Origin of the sequence: Rhodococcus sp. HM1 (assembly GCF_023218075.1) — a bacterium.
In the GTDB taxonomy this organism is placed as follows: domain Bacteria; phylum Actinomycetota; class Actinomycetes; order Mycobacteriales; family Mycobacteriaceae; genus Rhodococcus.
Window position 1 is genome coordinate 47,241 of record NZ_JALPTB010000028.1, and the last position, 18,003, is coordinate 65,243.

Genomic DNA, 18,003 nt, shown 5'->3' on the forward strand with positions numbered 1-18,003 from the left:
CGGGAAATCGGAAACGGGAAGGCAGGGCGTCAAACATCTGCTGCACTTTCTTCTGCCGGTCTGCCGGCACCTTCGTCGGCGGCCATGAGGTCGCGGGCTCCGAGGTCGAGCAGCTCCCGGGCGACGGCGCGACCGAGCTCGGTGGCACGCTCGAGCGGTCCGACCGCGCTCGCGCGGATCGCGTCGGAACCGTCGATCGCGGCGGCACAGCCACGCACCGACAGCTCCTCGAACACCCGGCCGTCGTCGTCGAGGGATTCGACGACCTCGGCGAGCGCCCCGACGGGCGCGGTGCACCCGGCCTCGAGTTCGGCGAGCAGTGCACGCTCGGCGTCGACGGCGGCGCGGCTGGCCGGGTCGTCGAGCTCGGCGAGCACGGCGATCATCTCCGGATCGTCGGCACGGCACTCGACGGCAAGTGCCCCCTGCGACGGTGCCGGCAGCATCTGCACCGGTTCGAGGGACTCGGTGATGCGGTCGGTCCGGCCGATGCGGGAGAGACCGGCGCGGGCGATGACGATCGCGTCGAGCTCGCCGGATTCGACCTTGCCGAGCCGGGTGTCGATGTTGCCGCGCAGCGGCTGGATGTCGAGGCCGAGACCGAGCGCGGCGAGCTGCGCGCGGCGACGCGGCGCCGACGTGCCGACCTTCGATCCGGGCGGCAGTTCGCCCAGCACCAGGCCGTCCCGCGCGACGAGCGCGTCGCGGGGATCCTCGCGCGGCGGGACCGCGGCGATGACCAGGCGCGGATCCTGGAAGGTGGGCAGGTCCTTGTACGAGTGCACGGCGAGATCGACCTCGCCGGCGAGCAGCGCCTCACGCAGTTCGGCGGTGAACACGCCGACGCCGATCCGCTGGACCGGGCCTGCGGTGACGTCGCCCTTGGTCGTGATGATCACCAGCTCGGCGGGATGCCCGGCGGCGATCAGTGCGTCTCTGACGGTGCCCGCCTGCGTGGTCGCGAGGAGGCTGCCGCGCGTTCCGATACGCAACGTGCGGCTGCCGGCCCGGTCGTCGCTCCGGGTGACCGATGCGGCCTCGGCGCTCATGCCTGCCTGTCCTTTCGTGGAGTCCGCAGCTCCGTTGTGAGGGCGGGATCGAGAGCTGCGGACAGGTCGGTGCCGACCGGCTCCGCCAGGGCACCCGGTTCCTTCGTCATGGGCATGGCGACGGCCTCGACCGCACCCGGACGCAGTTCGAACAGTTCACGCAATGCCTCGGCGTACTGGTCGCCGCCGGGAGTGGAGGCCAGTTGTTTCACGCGCACGGTCGGCGCGTGCAGGAGTTTGTCGACGACGCGACGGACGGTGCGCGCGACCTCGCCGCGTTCCCCCTCGTCGAGATCGGGCAGCCGGGATTCGAGACGCATCAGCTCGGCCTCGACGACCTCGGCGGCGCGCTGCCGCAACGCGGTGACGGTCGGGGTGACCTCGGCGAGACGCTGAGAGGTCAGGTAGTCGGACAGTTCGGCGGCGACGATCGCGCGGGCGGCCTCGGCATCCGATGCGGCCGCGCCGGCGGCGGGATCGTTCTGCAACGCCTCCATGTCGAAGACGGTGACGTCGGGAAGACCCGAGACGGACGCGTCGACGTCGCGCGGCAGGCCGAGGTCGCAGATGACGAGGGGGCGGTCCGATCCGCGGCCGGGCTCGGCGAGCGCGCGGTGTGCGTCGGCGAGGGTCACGACGGTTCCGACCGCGCCGGTACAGGTCACCGCGACATCCGCGCAGGCGAGCGCGGACGCGAGATCACCGAACGCGACCACCTCGGCCTCGACGCCGTTGCCGCGGGCCGTTTCGGCGAGTCGTTCGGCGCGCTCGCGCGTGCGGTTGGCCACGATGATCCGCCCGATCCCGGCCCGGGTCAGATGCGCGACCGCGAGACCGCCCATCGCACCGGCACCGACGACGGCGGCGGTGCGGCCGGCGAGACCACCGAGCCGGGCACCGGCCTTGTCCAGCGCGACCGACACCACCGAGGCGCCGGCGGCGTCGATACCGGTTTCGCTGTGGACGCGCTTGCCGACGCGCAGCGCCTGCTGGGCGAGTTCGTGCAGTGCCCGGCCCGCGGCCTGCTGCGCGTCCGCGCTGGCATAGGCGGCGCGGATCTGGCCGAGAATCTGCTGTTCCCCGACGACCATCGAGTCCAGGCCGCTGGCGACCGAGAACAGGTGCTCGGCGGCGGCCTCGCTGTACCGCACGTAGGCGTGCCGGTGCAGATCGGACAGGGTCAGACCGGAATGCTCGGCCATCAGTGCGCTGACGTCGGCCAGGGCGCCGTGGAACGCGTCGACGACCGCGTAGATCTCCACCCGGTTGCAGGTGGAGACGATCATCGCCTCGGAGATGTGCCCGGAGGACATCATCTTGTCGGTCAGCTTCGGTCGGTCGGTGTCGGTGACCGCGACCTTCTCGAGCACTGACACCGGGGCACTCCGGTGCGAGATCCCGACGAGGAGAACACTCACGGCGCGATCACCGATCCGTTTCTTGTCACGGTCGAACCCAGCGGGCCCGACTTCCCGGACGAGGCCCGGTGCGGGGCGCTCGTTGCCTTCACCGCGGTAGCGCGGGAACTCATCGGCTGCCCCATTCCGGTGGGACGTGCGTCCCCGGCAGCGTGTGCGAGTTCGTCGTTGCGGGCGCTGTTGAACGAGAGCACCTGCATCTCGACGGAAAGATCGACGCGGCGGACCTCGACGTGTTCGGGCACCTCGAGCGGCGTCGGAGCGAAGCTCAGGACGCTGCGCACCCCGGAACGGACCAGGACGTCGCACACCTGCTGGGCGGCCTCACCGGGTGTCGCGACGACCCCGATGGTCGCGCCGAGTTCGCGGGCACCGGACTCGAGGCCGTCGACGTGGCGGATCGTCAGATCGCCCACACGGGTGCCGACGATCTGCGGATCGGAGTCGAACAGGCCGGCCATGGTGAATCCGCGGCGGTCGAAACCCGGGTACCGGGCGAGCGCACGACCGAGATTGCCGACGCCGACCAGCACCACGCGGTGTCCCTGGTCCAGGCCGAGCGCGTTCTCGATGCGCGCCTGCAGGCGCAGCACGTCGTAGCCGACGCCGCGAACCCCGTTGGGGCCGAGGAACGACAGGTCCTTGCGGAGTTTGGCGGATCCGACCCCGGACGCGGTCGCGAGTTCCTCGCTCGAGACGATGAGCGTCCCGGCGTCCGCGAGCCCACCGAGGACCCGCAGATAGGTCGCGAGACGCGTCACAGTAGCCTGAGGGATGTCGCGCACCGGAACTCCGGGAGAGGCACCCCCGCCGCCCCCGGCGTTGTCGCGGGCGTCGTCGCCCTGCGGGGGGTGCAGCTCTGTCACGTTCGTGGCTCCTCGTCCGGCCGACGGATACACGTCGGTCCTCACGGTGATCCGGGGTTTCGTTCACACCACGGTAACCGCTTGTGAAGCCATGCACAAAGTTGCTCGAAGGGCCCCGAATGTGCTCGCTACCTGCGCGACGGACCGCGCCGACCGTGGTCAGCGAGCGAGATCGGCCCTGAGTCGCGGCTCGTCCACCTCCCAGTAACTGTGCTCGCGGCCGTCGAGTAGAACGACCGGCAACCGGTCCCCGAATTCGGCGCGCAGCTCGGGATCCGTTGCGGCAGCGGCGTCGACGTCGACGCATGTCGGAGTGAGCCCGAACTCCTCGCACACCTGCTCGAGCCGAGCGCGTGCGGGCGCGCACGCGCCGCAGCCGGCGCGGACGAGGAGAGTGACTTCGTGGGCGGGTGCGGAGGCGCCGGCGGCGTCCTGTCGAGGCTCTGTCATTCCCCTACTGTGCGCCATCGCCGGTCGAGATGAACGTCACACCCGGTCCGTGCGTTCGCTCCCGCCCGGAATGCGGTCCGGTCGCGGGCTAGGCTGGGCGCGTCGTCCGTTGCCCGCGGCGACACGGCCGTCGTGACACGGAGGTGCGAGTGCCTGGACGTTCATTGCCGTACGGGTGGGGAATCGGCGAGTTTCTGTCCGGCCTCATCCGACCGGGACGCCGCCGGTGGTTCAGCAAGTTCGGTCCCAGCGAGGCCGAGGTGCGCGCGAACCTGGCCGGTGAGGCCAGCGCCGACGCCGCACTGGCGCTGCACGAGGCGCGCGCCGAGGCCGAGGTCGAGGCCGGGATCGAAACCGAGGCCGCGACCCCCGCGCCGCGCGATCTGACCGCGGCGGCGTTCTTCGACGTCGACAACACGATGGTGCAGGGCGCCTCGATCATCCATTTCGCCCGGGGTCTGGTCGCGCGGGACTACTTCCGCAAGACCGATCTGCTCGAGTTCGCCTGGCAGCAGGTGAAGTTCCGGGTCACCGGCAAGGAGAACTCGAACGACGTCGCGAGCGGCCGCGAGAAGGCGTTGTCGTTCGTGCAGGGACGGTCGACGGAGGAACTGCGCCGCCTGGGAGAGGAGATCTACGACGAGATCATCGCCGACAAGATCTGGCCGGGCACGCGCGCGCTCGCGCAGATGCACCTCGACGCGGGCCAGCAGGTGTGGCTGGTCACCGCGACCCCGGTGGAACTGGCCGACGTCATCGCCAAGCGGCTCGGGTTGAGCGGCGCCCTGGGTACGGTCGCCGAATCGAAGGACGGCGTCTTCACGGGCCGGCTCGTCGGCGACATCCTGCACGGGCTCGGCAAGGCGCACGCGGTGCGTGCCCTGGCGATCCGGGAGGGCCTGAACCTCAAGCGGTGCACGGCCTACTCCGACAGCCACAACGACGTGCCGATGCTGTCGCTGGTGGGTACGGCCGTCGCGATCAATCCCGACGCGGACCTGCGGGAACTCGCAAAGACCCGCGGCTGGGAGATCCGGGATTTCCGGACCGCCCGCAAGGCCGCGCGGATCGGTGTGCCGACCGCGCTGGGGATCGGTGCGGCGGGCGGAGCGCTCGCGGTCCTGCTCGGGCGGCGGCGGGACCGCGCCGCGTAGTTCCGGTTCCGGTGCGCGTCACCCGAGGAAGACGTTGCGGCGCCGGGTGAGCAGCTTGTACAGCGTCTGCTGAATGGTCTCCCGCACGTGGTCGGTGACCTCGAACAGCACCATCGGGTCGTCGGCGGCCGCGTCGTCGTACACGTCGGTGGTGATCGGGGTGCCGAACTCGATGTACCACTTCGACGGCAGCGGCACGAGGCCGAGCGGACCGAGGGCCGGGAACAACGGCGTGACGGGGAAGTAGGGCAGGCCGAGCACCCGCGCGAGCGACGTGAGGTCGGCGATGTTCGGGTAGATCTCCTCCGAACCGACGATCGAGCACGGCACGATCGGGGCGCGCGTCTTCAGTGCCGCGGACACGAATCCACCGCGGCCGAACCGCTGCAGCTTGTACCGCTCGCGGAACGGTTTGCCCAGGCCCTTGTAGCCCTCGGGGAACACCGCGACCACCTGGTCGTCGCGCAGCAGCCGCTCGGCGTCCGGGTGGCAGGCGAGTGTGTGGCCGGCCTTGCGGGCGACGTTGCCGATGACCGGCATGTCGAAGGCGAGGTCGGCGGCGAGCATCCGCAGCGGCCGGTGGGCCTGGTCCCACACCGCGACCGAGGTCATCAGCGCGTCGAGCGGCAGGGTGCCGGCGTGATTGGCGACGACGAGGGCGCTGCCGTCGGCGGGGATGTTGTCGATGCCACGGACCTCGACGCGGAACCACTTGTCGAACAGCGGCCGCAGCACCGGCATCACGACGTGCTCGGTGAAGTGCGGATCGAATCCGAAGTCGTCGACGTCGTAGTCACCGGTCATGCGGCGCCGCACGAACTCGGCGGTCCCGGTGACCTGCTCGATCAGGGTCCGGCGGAGGTCGTCGAGGAAACCGTCCGCCGGGGTGTGCTGTTTCGGCAGATCGAAGGGCTCGAGGTCGCGGCCGGCGGGATGACCGCTGCCGGGTCTCGCACCGCCGCGGCGCTGCGCATTCGGTCCGCCGTGCAGCGGAATGACCTTTGCAACCTGCGTCATCGCGCCTCCGTCCTCTCTCCCAGTGCGGAGAGCACCATCGATTCGGCTCGATCGACCCATTCGGTCTTCACGATGCGGCTCAGCCCGATGCTGCGGGCGAAGTCGTCGAGTGCGTCCATCGTCGTCCAGCGCGGCTCGAACCCGAGTTCGGTACGCATCCGGGTGGTGTCGAGTCCGCAACCGAAGTGGAAGTAGTCGAGTTCTTCCTTGGTGAACGATTTCATGACGGATCCCATGAGGGCCTGTCCCGCCGTGCGGAAGAGCCCGTACGGCATGGGAACCGGGATCCCGCCCGCGCGGCGGACGGCCTGCGAGACCATCACGACGCCGTCCCCGGCGATGTTGAAGGTCCCGGCGGGACCGGCGACGGTGGCTCGTTCGAGTGCGCCCAGCGCATCCTCTTCGTGCAGCAATTGCAGCCGGGCGTCGCGCCCGAACACGGTCGGCACCAACGGCGAGGTCAGATATGTGGACACCGAACCGGGCATCCGGTTCCCGACGGTCGGGGCGAGCCGCAGGATCGTGGTCGAGATGTCGCTGCGCCGGCGGGCCAGACCCCGCAGATAACCTTCGATCTCGATCATGTCGCGGGCGAAGGCGCCGGTCGGCCGACGACGGGCGCTCATCTCCTCGGTGAACTTGGCGGGGTCCTTGGCGCTGGATCCGTACACCACCGACGACGACCGCAGCACCACGCGCCGGACGGACGGCACCTTCTGGCACACCGCGAACAACTGCATGGCACCGAGGACGTTCATGTCCTTCATGGCGGTGCGGCTACCGGACTTGGGGGCCTTGGTCACCGTCGACGCGTGGACGACGGTGTCGACGTCCATGTTGCGGATGACCTTGCCGATCAGGGGGTTCCGGATGTCGGCGAGGACGAACTCGGCGCGGCCCATGCGGCGGAGCATGTCCTTGGTGGGCGACTGGGTGTCGACCGCGATGACCCTTTCGATCGCCGGATTCTGAGCGAGCCGGGTGACGAGGAATCCGCCGAGGAAACGGCTGGCACCGGTCACCAGAGCTACCTTCGGCGGCTCGATGTCAGCAGTCGAAGTCACGCACAACCCCCTGTTTCCAGACCTACCGGCTCTCCGGACCCCACGTGCTCGGCGAACCGGCGCTCGTCATGTCGGCAGACCGACCTCGTGGTGTCGACCGAATCGACTCGTATCACGGAACGACTCTCGCGCGGTATGGGTCCCAACAATACGGTGAGTTGCGCGACACCGCATTACACAGAGGTCAACACTCTTCCCGAAGTCCGCACAACGGACGAATCACCCCCGGAATGCCGGATGCCCGCCACCGAAACGGTGACGGGCATCCGGAATGTCGAAATTACTTGCCGAGTTTACGACGCTGAACGCGCGTACGGCGGAGCAGCTTGCGGTGCTTCTTCTTCGACATGCGCTTGCGGCGCTTCTTGATCACAGAACCCATGGTGGGCTTCCCTCGTTCTCTCTATCGGTCCTGCGCACGCCGGTGACGTACGCCTGTATGTCGACGCTGGGCCCCGTGGTGACGAGCGCAGCGCCTTACGACACCGGCTGGCCGGTACGACGACTTGCAATCGTACCGGGGCGAATCCGCCGAACGAAAACGAGGTCCGCTCCGCTCGTCGATGCGCCCGACGACAGTTACCCGACGTCGAAGTACGAAGTCTCCAAGTAGTCGTGAACGGCCTTTGCGTGGACGCGGAACGACCGTCCCACGCGCACGGCAGGCAGCTCGCCACTGTGGACCAACCTGTACACGGTCATCTTCGATACCCGCATCAACGCCGCAACCTCGGCCACGGTGAGGAACTGGGTGCCGGCGAGGACCGACTGTCCGTCCTGAGGCTGTTGCCCCTTCGACGGTGTGTTTCCAGAAACCATTGGACACCTCCGGCACGTCCCGCGCCGCCGGCTTCCCCTCCGGCGGAACAGACACGCACGTGCTAATCCGAGCTTAGCGTGACGATTGGTTCCTGTGCGACGGTGCGGACGACGAATTTGACACGCCGTCCGATCCGTCCGTGTTCTACTCTCCGGTTGAGCCGAGCTGGGCCGACCGGTTGCGGGCTGCGGTCAGCGCCTCGTAGAAGGCAGTGCGCACCCCGTGGCGTTCGAGTTCGCGGACGGCCGCCGCGGTGGTTCCGCCGGGCGAGGTGACCGCCGCGCGGAGGTCCGCCGCGTTCTCCCCGGAGCGGTCGAGCATCGCCGCCGAACCGGTCATCGTCTGGACGACCAGTTCGGTCGCCACCGCGCGGCTGAGGCCGAGCGAGACACCGGCGTCGATCATCGCCTCGGCGATCAGGAAGAAGTAGGCCGGACCGGAACCGGACACCGCGGTGACCGCGTCGATCTGGGATTCGGGGACGACCGTCACGGTGCCGACGGACGACAGGATCTCGCGCACCAGCTCGAGGTGGTCGGCCTTGGCATGCCGGCCCGCAGCGATGACGCTGGCACCCTCGCCCACGAGCATCGGAGTGTTCGGCATGGCCCGCACGACCGGGAAGCCGGCGGGCAGCTTGTTCTCGTACCGCGCGGTGGGGATCCCCGCCGCCAGCGACAGCAGCAGTTGTTCGCGATCACCCTCGAGGTCCGCGTTGGCCAGGTCGTTGAGGACGGCGTCCACGTCACCGGGCTTGACCGCGACGACCAGGACGTCGGCGCCTTCGGCGGCGTCCGCGACGGAGCCGGTCACGCGGATCGAGTACTCCTGGGCCAGCGTCTCGGCTCGGGCCGGGAACTTCTCGGAGACGACGAGGTCCTTCGTCGCGAATCCACCCTGCAGCAGGCCCGAGACGAGGGCCTCGCCGATTCTGCCGCCACCGATAACCGCAATTCTCGTCATGGCCGTAAGCCTGCCACGCCGCCGGAACCGGGCCTAGGCCGCCCTACCGGGGCGGAGAGCCCCTACCTACCGGGGCATCATCGCGAGCTGGCGACTCTGCACCACGACGGCACCGGTGGAGTCCACGACGGTGTGGTCCTCCTCGAACCACGTGCCGCCGAGGACGGTGCTGCTCGCCATGACGCGCAACCAGCCCGGCTGCGGAAGCCGACGCAGGTATGCGGTCAGCTGCACGGTCGGCGCCCAGCCGAACCGGCCGAGGTTCATCGCGACCGGCGCGGAGATGTCCCCCGCCATGAGCGCGAACAGCGCCGCGGTGTTCCGGTCGGCCTCGTCCTCGGGACGCGGTCGTGCCCACATCCGTACGACCGGGTCGCCCTGTCGTCCCGTGAGGAAGTGCGCACTCGTCTCGTCGACGCACAGGTCCGCGCCGCCGCTCACGTTGACGATCTTCCCCATCGGATGCTCCGGCGTCACCAGCCTCGATCCGAGCGTCGGTTCGGCCGGCAGGTCCGCGAGCGGCTGTGCCGCGGCGAACACGTCGTCGCCCTCGTCGGGGCGGCCGAGGGTGATCGAGGCCCGCACGGCCACGCGGTCGCCCTGCACGAGTTCGACGTCGACGAGGGAGACCTGCTTACCCTGCTTGCGGACCGTGGTGATCAGGTCGACATCCCCCGCGTCCGGTGCCGCCACGAACGAGGCGCTCACGGCGAGAGGCTGAATCGCGCTGTCGCCGGTGTCGTCGGCGAGCAGCGTCCGGCGCGCGGCGGCGGCGCACACGGCGAGCATGCAGCCGCCGTGGACCTTGGGCCCGATCGTCCAGGTCGGATGGATGTGGGCGCGCCATCGGCCGTCGCCGAGGGCGTCGACGGTGGTGAGGTCGCGGAACGGGTGGGGGCCGAGCTCGGTCACTGCTGCTCCTGTCGGGGGCGGGGGTCGTCGAAGAAGATGCGGGACGCGAGGTCCTGGTGGGCGAGCCGGCGCATCGCTGTCAGCACCGGCTCGTAGAGGGCGGTGCCGAGGACCGCGGCCTCCACGGTGTCCTGACGCGATCCGGTGGGCAGCAGCGCGAGCTCGAGCTCGGCGATCCCGCGGATGTGCCGGCCGTAGACGTCGATGCGTTCGTCGGTCATCGGCAGCCCGGCGGCTTCGAGCGTTTCGAGCGCGCGTTCGAGCTGGGCGACGGCCGCGAAGCGCGGATCGTAGATCTGGCCCAGACGTTCGAGGACGCGCCGGGCCCGCGGGTGGTCGCGGGTACCGGGGTCGCCGGTTTCGGTGTCCGGCGCATAGGGCGGCAGCGCTTCGATGGCGCGCCCGAGGACGGTGAACAGCGGGTCGTCGCGGTTGTCGATCAGGTCGACGACGATCTTGACCTGGTTCAGCGGCAGCCCTCGGGTGACGAGCGCGCGGACGAGGGCGAGACGCCGCACGTGCCGTTCGTCGTAGCGCGCCTGGGTGGCGCTGGTGGTCTCACCCGGCATGAGCAGGCCTTCGCGCAGGTAGTACTTGACGGTCGCGAGCGGCACTCCGGTGCGGGCGACGAGTTCCGAGATTCGCATGTTCACCTCCGATCCTTGACACCGGATACTATAACTATCCAATATTGGATAGCAGCACTATCCAATGATTTCCCGGCCCGGCAGATCAGCGAGGAACCCTCATGAATCCCGTGCTCACCATCGTTCTCGGCATCACCCTGCTCACCGTCGTCGGCATCGCCTTCGGCGGCACCTTCCTGCTCCGCGTCGGCAACGGCAGTGTTCCGGCGAACGACCTGCAGAAAACGTTCTTCCGGGCGGGCCACGCGCACGCCGGTGTCCTCGTGACGCTCGGCGTCCTCGTCGCGGTACTCACCCACGTCGCCGGCACCTCGACCGTGTGGGGGACGACGGGCGCGATCGCCGTGCTGACCTCGGCAATCCTCATCCCGGCCGGATTCTTCCTGTCCGTTCTCGGAGCCGACCCGCAGCGACCGGGACGGATGTTCACATCCGTGTGGGCGGGCGCGGTGTCGCTGGTCGCCGGGCTGGTGATCTCAGGAGTCGCGGTCCTCGCCGCGGGCATCACCGCTCTGTGAACCCGCCTCGATCCGCGCGATCGCCGCGGAACGCGGCTGCACCGGACCCGCGGTGATCGCCCGGCGGGGCGCCCGCTCCAGATGTTCGCGCGCGAACTCGAGCGCCCGCCGCAGCAGGACCGTCCGCTCCGCCCGGGTGCGGGCGCTCTGCGTGCTCACCTCGAGCACCACCTGCCCGGCGAAGTCGCTGTCGGCGAGCCGGCGGCAGATCTCCTCACACGGCTGCGTGCCGTCACCGGGCAGCAGGTGTTCGTCGAGCGACGCACCGCGACCGTCCGCGAGATGCAGGTGGGCGAGCCGCTCCCCCATCCGGTCCGCCAGCGCCGTCGCATCCATACCCGCGGTCGCGGTGTGCGACAGATCCAGCGTGTAGTTCGCGTAGCCGGTGTCCGTCGGGTCGATCGACGGACTGTACGCCGACACTGCCCGCCCGGGACCTCCGCGACGACGCATCCGTTCGGCGCTTCGGCTGCCGAAGAAGGCGTCGGCCCGCATCGGGTACATGTTCTCGACCGCCACCGACACGTGGCTGCTCTCCTCGAGCCGCGCGACCTGGTCGGAGAACCCCTCCGCGTAGCGGCGCTGCCACCGGAACGGCGGGTGCACCACGACCGTCCGCGCCCCCAGTTTCTCGGCGGTCCGGACCGACCGATCGAGTTTGGCCGCGGGATCGGCGCCCCACACGCGCTGGGAGATCAGCAGGCACGGGGCGTGCACGGCCAGCACCGGCATCGCGTACTTGCGGATCAGCGACTGCACCGAACCGACGTCCTGGCTCACCGAATCGGCCCAGACCATCAGCTCGACGCCGTCGTAGCCGAGGTCGGCCGCGAACCGGAATGCCGCCTCGGTGTTCTCCGGATACACCGACGCGGTGGACAACCCCACCAGGATCCGTTGCGCCGTCCCCATACCGATGCGACCTCAGCCGTTCGGCAACAGGAACAGGAGCGGACCGAACGTGACGAACGCCCCGACGGCCAGCGCGATGAGCTGGCTGGTGATGTCGTCGGTCCGGCGCAGGATGCGCACGACCGCCACCAGCCCGACGATCACCAGCAACGCCAGCGCGAACGCGACCCACGGGAGCGAATCCCACAGGCGTTCGAAGCCCTTGAACAGCAGGGCGCCGGCGACGATCGCGGCGATGCTCTCACCGGCGAGCATCGCCCACTGCTTGAGACCGGTCGCGGTGCCCTCGGAGGTCTCCGAGTCGGATTCTTCGCCCGCGTCGGCATCCTCACCGTCCTGAACGGCGTCGCGGCGGCGCTTGCTCCGGCCGCCCGCCTTCGAGTCCTCGGCGTCCTCCGCCGAGTCCTTCGCGTCCTTCGAGCCGGCCTTCGACTTGGCGTTCGTCTTCTTCGCGTTCGCCTTCTTCGGATCGGCGACGGCGCCACCGATCAGATCCGTGTCCTCGAGCGCGTCCGCGTCGTCAGGTCCGGTTCCGTGCAGGTCGCTGGCAGGTCCCGACAGCAACCGCGGTTCCGGGCCGTCGGCCGGCCGCGGGAGGACCGGCGCGGGAGGCACGATCGCCGCGGCGGCCGCGGTCGTCTCGAGGTGGGCGCGCGCACGGCGCGGGAGCGCGGACGGGCGGATCACCTCGGTCGGCGATTCGACCTTCGCGCCGTCCGCGGTGGTCGGCGCGTCCTCGGTGGTCCGCGCCTTACCGGCGGCGGGTGCCGGCTTCGCCGTGACCGGCTCGGGCTTCGAGACCGTGACCGGTGCAGGCTTCGGGGCCGGGACGGGTGCAGGCTTCGAGGCCGTGACCGGTTCGGGCTTCGGCGCACTCGGGGCGGGCGCCTCGACCACCGCGCGGGACGGCGACGGGACGTCCTGCTTCGGGACCTCGCGCTTCGGGGTATCGCGCTTCGGAGCCTCCGGCTTCGGGACTTCGAGCTTCGGGGCGTGGAGCTGCGTGGCTTCGAGTCCGAGGGGTTCGTGCTTCGGGGCTTCGACCACCGGCTCGGGGGCAGGCGCGGGCGCGGCCTTCGCCTCGACGATCGGTTCCGCCGGGGACGGCTGCGCCGGCGTGACGGGGATCTCGCCGGTCAGTTCCGCGACCGAGATACCCCCGCTGGTGCCGCGACGACGTCGCCCACCCGCGCGGGTGTCCACCTTCTTACCGTTGCGCGCGAGCAGTTCGGCAACCGAGATCTGCCCGGTGTCGGGCTTGTGCTCCGTCATTGCGCCACCACCAGTTCGCCCCCCATCTCCGTGTCCAGCTTGCGCAGGATAAGCCCTTCGCGCAGTGCCCACGGGCAGATCTGGACCGACTCCACACCGAGCGCCCGCATGCTCGCTTCCGCGACGAGTGCGCCCGCGACGAGTTGCTCCGAACGATCGGAGCTCACGCCCTCGAGTTCCGCGCGATCGGACGTGGTCATCCGGGAGATGAACGCGATGAGCTGACGCAGCCCGCTCGCGGTGAGGGTCCGTTGCACCCGGATCCCCGCCGACGACGGCGCCGCGCCCGTCAGCCGCGCCAGGGTGCGGAAGGTCTTCGAGGTCGCGACCGTCAGGTCCGGGTCACCGGCGGCACGCAGGTGCTTGGCCGGAGCGGCCAGTTCGGCGTCGAGCCAGTCCCGCAGCGCCGAGATGCGGCGTTTGCCCGGCGGATCCTCGCGGAACCAGTCGCGCGTCAACCGGCCGGCACCGAGCTGCAGCGAGTAGGCGACGTCGGGATCCTCGTCGCCGCCGAACGCGAGCTCGAGGGACCCACCGCCGATGTCGAAGTTCAGGATGCGTCCGGCGCTCCACCCGTACCAGCGGCGGACCGCGAGGAAGGTCAGCCGGGCCTCGTCCTCGCCGGAAAGCACGTCGAGGGTGACGCCGGCCTCGGTACGCACGCGCTGCAGCACCGCGTCGGAATTGCAGGCGTCGCGCACCGCGGAGGTCGCGAAGGCCATCAGCTCACCGCACCCGGAGGTGCGGGCGATGCTCTCGAAGTCGTGCACCGTCTCGACCAGCCGGTCGGCGCCCGACTTCGAGATGTTGCCGTCGTCGTCCAGGCTCTCGGCGAGCCGCAGGGTTGCCTTGGTCGAGCTCATCGGGGTCGGGTGTCCGCCCCGATGAGCATCCACCACGAGCAGATGAACCGTATTGCTTCCGACGTCGAGTACCCCTAGCCGCACATACACAAGGTACTGGGTCTACCGTCGGACACTGTGACAGCAGGTATGTCCGGCAGCGAACCCAAGCTCGACCCGGCCCCGGAAGTTCCCCTCGATTTCCCACGAGAATGGGTCGAGTTCACCGACCCCGACAACGACGAACATGTGATCGCCGCAGACCTCACTTGGCTGCTTTCGCGCTGGACATGCGTGTTCGGCACACCCGCATGCCAGGGCATCATCGAGGGCCGGCCGGACGACGGCTGCTGCTCGCACGGTGCGTTCCTGTCGGACGACGAGGACCTCGAGAAGCTCAACGCGGCAGTGAAACATCTCACGGCCGACGACTGGCAGCTCATGAAGAAGGGGCTCGGCAAGAAGGGCTACCTCGAGGAGGACGACCTCGACGACGAGCCCGCGCTGCGCACCCGCCGCTACAAGGGCGCGTGCATCTTCCTGAACCGTCCCGGCTTCGAGGGCGGCATCGGCTGTGCCCTGCACAAGATGGCACTGCGTCGCGGCATCGAACCGCTCGAGATGAAACCCGACGTGTGCTGGCAGCTGCCGATCCGGCGCACCCAGGATTGGGTCGAGCGCCCGGACGGCACCGAGATCCTCCGCACCGTCATCACGGAATACGACCGCCGCGGCTGGGGTGAGGGCGGGCACGACCTGAACTGGTACTGCTCCGGCTCCCCCGACGCGCATGTCGGATCCCGGCCGGTGTGGCAGTCGTACGCACCGGAGCTGCGGGAGCTGCTCGGCACCGCCGCGTACGACGAACTCGCGCGCCTGTGCAAGCGCCGCGAAGGCCTCGGCCTGATCGCGGTGCATCCCGCCACGGCCGCCGCCCAAACCCAAAAGTGACCCGTGCGTGGTTTCGGTAGCAGCCGCTACCGAAACCACGCACGAGGATCAGGGTTCGAGTTTGTACCCGAGGCCCCGGACGGTGAGCAGGTGCCGGGGCTTGGCGGGATCCGCCTCGATCTTCGAACGCAACCGCTTGACGTGCACGTCCAGGGTCTTGGTGTCGCCGACGTAGTCGGCGCCCCACACCCGGTCGATGAGCTGTCCGCGGGTGAGCACGCGACCGGAATTGCGCAGCAGGTACTCGAGCAGGTCGAATTCCTTGAGCGGAAGCGTGATCGGCTCGCCGTCGACGTGCACGACGTGCCGGTCGACGTCCATCCGCACCGGACCCGCCTCGAGGACCGCGTCGTCGACCTGGCTGTCGGCATCGCTCTCGGCACCGCGGCGCAGCACCGCGCGGATGCGGGCGATCAGTTCCCGCGCCGAGTACGGCTTCGTGACGTAGTCGTCGGCGCCGAGCTCGAGCCCGACCACCTTGTCGATCTCGCTGTCCCGCGCGGTCACCATGATCACCGGCACGCTCGAGCGGCTGCGCAGCTGTTTGCACACGTCGGTGCCGCTCATTCCGGGCAACATGAGATCGAGCAGGACGATGTCCGCGCCGGCACGATCGAATTCCGCCAGAGCCGACGGCCCGTCGGTGACGACGGTGGTTTCGAAACCCTCCTTGCGCAGCAGGAACGCCAGCGGATCCGCCAGCGATTCCTCGTCCTCCACGATCAGCACATTCGTCACCGCAGGCCTCCGTACCTTTCGTCGTCCGCGACCGCGACAGTCGCGTGGTTCGCCACACGAGATGCGGCAGAATCTTCCTTCTCAGGGCAGCTGGGATCGTTCAACGCTGTCCGGCCCCCGCCTCGGGCTTCGCCCGGACCTCGTCCTCGTCGCTCTGTTCGAAATGGGCCGGGATCAGCAGGGTGAATGTGGAACCGGTCCCGGGTCGGCTCCACAGGGTGATCTCGCCGTTGTGGTTGGCCGCGACGTGCTTGACGATCGCAAGACCCAAACCGGTGCCGCCCGTCGCCCGCGACCGCGCCTTGTCCACCCGGAAGAACCGCTCGAACACCCGCTCCTGGTCTTCCTTCGCGATTCCGATGCCGCGGTCGGTGACCGCGATCGCGACCTTCCCGTCGCGCAGCGACCGGCTCACCGAGACGGGCGAGCCCTTCGGCGAGTACGCGATGGCGTTCTCGATGAGATTGGTGAGCGCGGTGACGAGCAGGCTCTGGTCCCCGAGTACCTCGTAGCCGGTGGACCGATCGGTGGCGACGACGATGTCGGCGTTCTCCGCGGTCAGCGCAGTGCGTTCGAGGGCTTCCTTCACGACGGAGTCGACGTCGACGATGTCGAGGTCGGGCATCTTCTCGGCGCCCTGCAGTTTGGACAGGGAGATCAGTTCGGTGACCATGTTGCCGAGCCGATGCGCTTCGCTCTGCACCCGCTGCCCGAAGTAGCGCACAGTCTCGGGATCGTCGACGGATTCGAGGAGTGCCTCGGCGAGCAGCGCCATCGCGCCGACCGGCGTCTTGAGTTCGTGGCTGACGTTCGCGACGAAGTCGCGCCGGGTCGCTTCCATACGCACCATCTCGGAGTCGTCGATGGCGTACAGCGCGACGAAGCGGGGATCGTCGTCGAAGAGACGGCTGGCACGGCAGCGCACCGCGAGTCCGTCCCGGCCGCGCCGGTTCGGATCGCCGAGGTCCAGTTCGATGACCTGGTCGCGATCGAGGATCTTGTTGGCGACGACCCAGGCGCGGTCGTCGATGCGCCGGTTGCGGACGAGTCCGAGTTCCTCGGCGCGAGGATTGAACAGAATCACGTCGTGGAACTTGTCGACGACGGCGATGCCGGTGGAGGCGGAGTAGACGACGCGGTCGAGGACCTGCCCCATGGTCAGTTCGGTCTCGCTGCTTCCGCTGCTGCGGGACCGGGCGATCCACATCAGTCCGGCGCCGACGGCGGCTCCGACGACCGCGGCGAAACCGGCGAGCAGAACGCTCTGCAACACACTCACGATTCGAATCGTACGTACGGCCGGGGAGATGAGAACGGCGGGTTCGCCCGTTTCGGGGCACGTCACACGGCATTTTTGCGAGGTTTGCCGGTTGTTAACCGGCAGTTTGCCGGGACCGCACGACGTCGCGCGCGGCCCCGGCAGAGCTCCTCGCCCGAGCTCCCCGTCCGGATCCCGGCTCCCGCTCTCCCGATCCGAGCGAATGTATCCTTCGTCTCCTCTGACTGATCGAGCGAATGTACCGTTCGCTCGGAAAAGGGCGGGGGCCGAAGAGGCGAGGGGTGCTACCGGCCGCCCTGGGAGGCGACGGCGGCGGCACCGGCCGCGGCGGCCTCGGGATCGAGGTAGGTGCCACCCCGGTTCAGCGGGCGCAGGTTCTCGTCGAGGTCGTAGCGCAGCGGGATGCCGGTCGGGATGTTCAGGCCCGCGATCGCCTCGTCGGAGATTCCGTCGAGGTGCTTGACGAGCGCACGAAGCGAGTTGCCGTGTGCGGTGACGAGCACGGTCTTGCCGGCGAGGAGGTCCTTGGAGATGGTCTCCTCCCAGTACGGGATGAGCCGCTCGACGACGTCCTTCAGGCACTCGGTGAGCGGGATCTCGTCGACGCCGGCGTAGCGCACGTCCGCGTCCTGGCTGTACTTGCTGCCGGGCTCGATCGGCGGCGGCGGGGTGTCGTAGCTACGACGCCACAGCATGAACTGCTCCTCGCCGAATTCGTCCTTGATCTCGGCCTTGTTCTTGCCCTGCAGCGCACCGTAGTGCCGCTCGTTGAGGCGCCAGTCGCGAACGACGGGGATCCAGTGGCGGTCGGCGGCGTCGAGCGCGATGTTCGCGGTGCTGATGGCACGGCGCAGCAGCGAGGTGTAGAGCACGTCCGGGAGCACGCCGTGCTCCTTGAGCAGTTCGCCGGCGCGCTTGCCCTCTGCGATGCCCTTGTCGGTCAGGCGCACGTCCACCCAGCCGGTGAACAGGTTCATCGCGTTCCATTCGCTCTCGCCGTGGCGGAGCAATACAAGTGTTCCGATACTCATAGCTCCCAATCCTGGCACGTCACGATCGCCATTCGGCCACGGGAGGGCCGTCCCGTCGACTATATGTGACAACAAGCGTTTTCACTCGACTCGCGAACGC

At 69.2% G+C, this 18,003-nt stretch carries 20 protein-coding genes; 3 read left to right on the top strand and 17 right to left on the bottom strand.

Annotated features, from left to right (window positions below; translation table 11 throughout):
• Positions 1-29: 29 nt before the first annotated feature.
• From hemC to M1M07_RS16085, 4 genes are all read right to left on the bottom strand, one after another.
• Positions 30-1,049, bottom strand: a complete 1,020-nt coding sequence (gene hemC, locus M1M07_RS16070) for a hydroxymethylbilane synthase (protein ID WP_197250582.1) — start codon at positions 1,047-1,049, stop codon at positions 30-32.
• The gene (locus M1M07_RS16075; protein ID WP_197250583.1) at positions 1,046-2,467 is read right to left on the bottom strand and encodes a glutamyl-tRNA reductase; all 1,422 of its coding nucleotides are present in this window, start codon (positions 2,465-2,467) and stop codon (positions 1,046-1,048) included. Before M1M07_RS16075 ends, hemC begins: the two co-directional genes overlap by 4 nt.
• The gene (locus M1M07_RS16080) at positions 2,464-3,333 is read right to left on the bottom strand and encodes a redox-sensing transcriptional repressor Rex (protein WP_197250584.1); all 870 of its coding nucleotides are present in this window, start codon (positions 3,331-3,333) and stop codon (positions 2,464-2,466) included. Before M1M07_RS16080 ends, M1M07_RS16075 begins: the two co-directional genes overlap by 4 nt.
• A 159-nt stretch (positions 3,334-3,492) precedes the next feature.
• Complete coding sequence (locus M1M07_RS16085; RefSeq protein ID WP_248674864.1) at positions 3,493-3,783, bottom strand: glutaredoxin family protein; 291 nt, start codon at positions 3,781-3,783, stop codon at positions 3,493-3,495.
• 149 nt (positions 3,784-3,932) lie between these two features.
• On the opposite strand from M1M07_RS16085, the gene M1M07_RS16090 reads away from it, so the two are divergent.
• Positions 3,933-4,937, top strand: coding sequence for an HAD-IB family hydrolase (locus M1M07_RS16090; protein WP_197250586.1), 1,005 nt, complete (start codon positions 3,933-3,935; stop codon positions 4,935-4,937).
• A gap of 18 nt (positions 4,938-4,955) precedes the next feature.
• Here M1M07_RS16090 and M1M07_RS16095 read toward each other — a convergent pair whose 3' ends face one another.
• From M1M07_RS16095 to M1M07_RS16125, 7 genes are all read right to left on the bottom strand, one after another.
• Positions 4,956-5,954, bottom strand: a complete 999-nt coding sequence (locus tag M1M07_RS16095) for a lysophospholipid acyltransferase family protein (protein ID WP_197250587.1) — start codon at positions 5,952-5,954, stop codon at positions 4,956-4,958.
• The gene (locus M1M07_RS16100; protein WP_197250588.1) at positions 5,951-7,018 is read right to left on the bottom strand and encodes an NAD-dependent epimerase/dehydratase family protein; all 1,068 of its coding nucleotides are present in this window, start codon (positions 7,016-7,018) and stop codon (positions 5,951-5,953) included. The genes M1M07_RS16095 and M1M07_RS16100 overlap by 4 nt, the downstream gene beginning before the upstream one ends.
• Before the next feature lie 280 nt (positions 7,019-7,298).
• Complete coding sequence (locus M1M07_RS16105) at positions 7,299-7,400, bottom strand: AURKAIP1/COX24 domain-containing protein (RefSeq protein ID WP_003402602.1); 102 nt, start codon at positions 7,398-7,400, stop codon at positions 7,299-7,301.
• A 197-nt stretch (positions 7,401-7,597) separates the two neighbouring features.
• Entirely contained in the window at positions 7,598-7,837 is a 240-nt protein-coding gene (locus M1M07_RS16110; RefSeq protein ID WP_197250589.1) for a helix-turn-helix domain-containing protein, read from the bottom strand.
• 145 nt (positions 7,838-7,982) lie between these two features.
• Complete coding sequence (gene proC / locus M1M07_RS16115; protein WP_197250590.1) at positions 7,983-8,801, bottom strand: pyrroline-5-carboxylate reductase; 819 nt, start codon at positions 8,799-8,801, stop codon at positions 7,983-7,985.
• A gap of 66 nt (positions 8,802-8,867) precedes the next feature.
• Complete coding sequence (locus tag M1M07_RS16120) at positions 8,868-9,713, bottom strand: thioesterase family protein (protein ID WP_248674865.1); 846 nt, start codon at positions 9,711-9,713, stop codon at positions 8,868-8,870.
• The gene (locus tag M1M07_RS16125) at positions 9,710-10,360 is read right to left on the bottom strand and encodes a MerR family transcriptional regulator (protein WP_197256669.1); all 651 of its coding nucleotides are present in this window, start codon (positions 10,358-10,360) and stop codon (positions 9,710-9,712) included. The genes M1M07_RS16120 and M1M07_RS16125 overlap by 4 nt, the downstream gene beginning before the upstream one ends.
• A 101-nt stretch (positions 10,361-10,461) precedes the next feature.
• Here M1M07_RS16125 and M1M07_RS16130 point away from each other — a divergent pair, with 101 nt between their 5' ends.
• Positions 10,462-10,878 carry a hypothetical protein gene (locus M1M07_RS16130; RefSeq protein ID WP_197256651.1) on the top strand — a complete coding sequence of 139 codons (417 nt, stop codon included), beginning with the start codon at positions 10,462-10,464 and terminating at the stop codon, positions 10,876-10,878.
• On the opposite strand, the gene M1M07_RS16135 is transcribed toward M1M07_RS16130, so the two are convergent.
• Genes M1M07_RS16135 through M1M07_RS16145 form a run of 3 tightly spaced genes read right to left on the bottom strand, consistent with a single transcriptional unit; the run spans position 10,837 to position 14,009 of the window.
• Positions 10,837-11,790: a sugar phosphate isomerase/epimerase gene (locus tag M1M07_RS16135; protein ID WP_197256649.1), complete on the bottom strand. Its 954-nt coding sequence runs from the start codon at positions 11,788-11,790 to the stop codon at positions 10,837-10,839. The genes M1M07_RS16130 and M1M07_RS16135 overlap by 42 nt on opposite strands.
• Before the next feature lie 12 nt (positions 11,791-11,802).
• Complete coding sequence (locus tag M1M07_RS16140; RefSeq protein WP_197256646.1) at positions 11,803-13,062, bottom strand: hypothetical protein; 1,260 nt, start codon at positions 13,060-13,062, stop codon at positions 11,803-11,805.
• Entirely contained in the window at positions 13,059-14,009 is a 951-nt protein-coding gene (locus M1M07_RS16145) for a Ppx/GppA phosphatase family protein (protein ID WP_197256644.1), read from the bottom strand. Before M1M07_RS16145 ends, M1M07_RS16140 begins: the two co-directional genes overlap by 4 nt.
• A 45-nt stretch (positions 14,010-14,054) precedes the next feature.
• On the opposite strand from M1M07_RS16145, the gene M1M07_RS16150 reads away from it, so the two are divergent.
• On the top strand, positions 14,055-14,855 hold the full coding sequence (locus M1M07_RS16150; protein WP_248674875.1) for a hypothetical protein: 801 nt from the start codon (positions 14,055-14,057) through the stop codon (positions 14,853-14,855).
• Between the two features lie 48 nt (positions 14,856-14,903).
• On the opposite strand, the gene M1M07_RS16155 is transcribed toward M1M07_RS16150, so the two are convergent.
• The 3 genes from M1M07_RS16155 to M1M07_RS16165 form a co-directional block, all read right to left on the bottom strand.
• Entirely contained in the window at positions 14,904-15,593 is a 690-nt protein-coding gene (locus M1M07_RS16155; RefSeq protein WP_197256642.1) for a response regulator transcription factor, read from the bottom strand.
• A 100-nt stretch (positions 15,594-15,693) separates the two neighbouring features.
• The gene (locus M1M07_RS16160; protein ID WP_307846571.1) at positions 15,694-16,872 is read right to left on the bottom strand and encodes an ATP-binding protein; all 1,179 of its coding nucleotides are present in this window, start codon (positions 16,870-16,872) and stop codon (positions 15,694-15,696) included.
• A 284-nt stretch (positions 16,873-17,156) separates the two neighbouring features.
• Positions 17,157-17,912, bottom strand: a complete 756-nt coding sequence (locus M1M07_RS16165) for a phosphoglyceromutase (protein ID WP_197256640.1) — start codon at positions 17,910-17,912, stop codon at positions 17,157-17,159.
• Positions 17,913-18,003 lie beyond the last annotated feature (91 nt).

Excerpts from the sequence above, each read along its gene's own strand:
- hemC (WP_197250582.1), bottom strand. The coding sequence starts at position 1,049 with ATGAGCGCCGAGGCCGCATCGGTCACCCGGAGCGACGACCGGGCCGGC.
- M1M07_RS16085 (WP_248674864.1), bottom strand. The coding sequence starts at position 3,783 with ATGACAGAGCCTCGACAGGACGCCGCCGGCGCCTCCGCACCCGCCCAC.
- M1M07_RS16095 (WP_197250587.1), bottom strand. The coding sequence starts at position 5,954 with ATGACGCAGGTTGCAAAGGTCATTCCGCTGCACGGCGGACCGAATGCG.
- M1M07_RS16105 (WP_003402602.1), bottom strand. The coding sequence starts at position 7,400 with ATGGGTTCTGTGATCAAGAAGCGCCGCAAGCGCATGTCGAAGAAGAAG.
- M1M07_RS16110 (WP_197250589.1), bottom strand. The coding sequence starts at position 7,837 with ATGGTTTCTGGAAACACACCGTCGAAGGGGCAACAGCCTCAGGACGGA.
- proC (WP_197250590.1), bottom strand. The coding sequence starts at position 8,801 with ATGACGAGAATTGCGGTTATCGGTGGCGGCAGAATCGGCGAGGCCCTC.
- M1M07_RS16125 (WP_197256669.1), bottom strand. The coding sequence starts at position 10,360 with ATGCGAATCTCGGAACTCGTCGCCCGCACCGGAGTGCCGCTCGCGACC.
- M1M07_RS16130 (WP_197256651.1), top strand. The coding sequence starts at position 10,462 with ATGAATCCCGTGCTCACCATCGTTCTCGGCATCACCCTGCTCACCGTC.
- M1M07_RS16135 (WP_197256649.1), bottom strand. The coding sequence starts at position 11,790 with ATGGGGACGGCGCAACGGATCCTGGTGGGGTTGTCCACCGCGTCGGTG.
- M1M07_RS16140 (WP_197256646.1), bottom strand. The coding sequence starts at position 13,062 with ATGACGGAGCACAAGCCCGACACCGGGCAGATCTCGGTTGCCGAACTG.
- M1M07_RS16150 (WP_248674875.1), top strand. The coding sequence starts at position 14,055 with ATGTCCGGCAGCGAACCCAAGCTCGACCCGGCCCCGGAAGTTCCCCTC.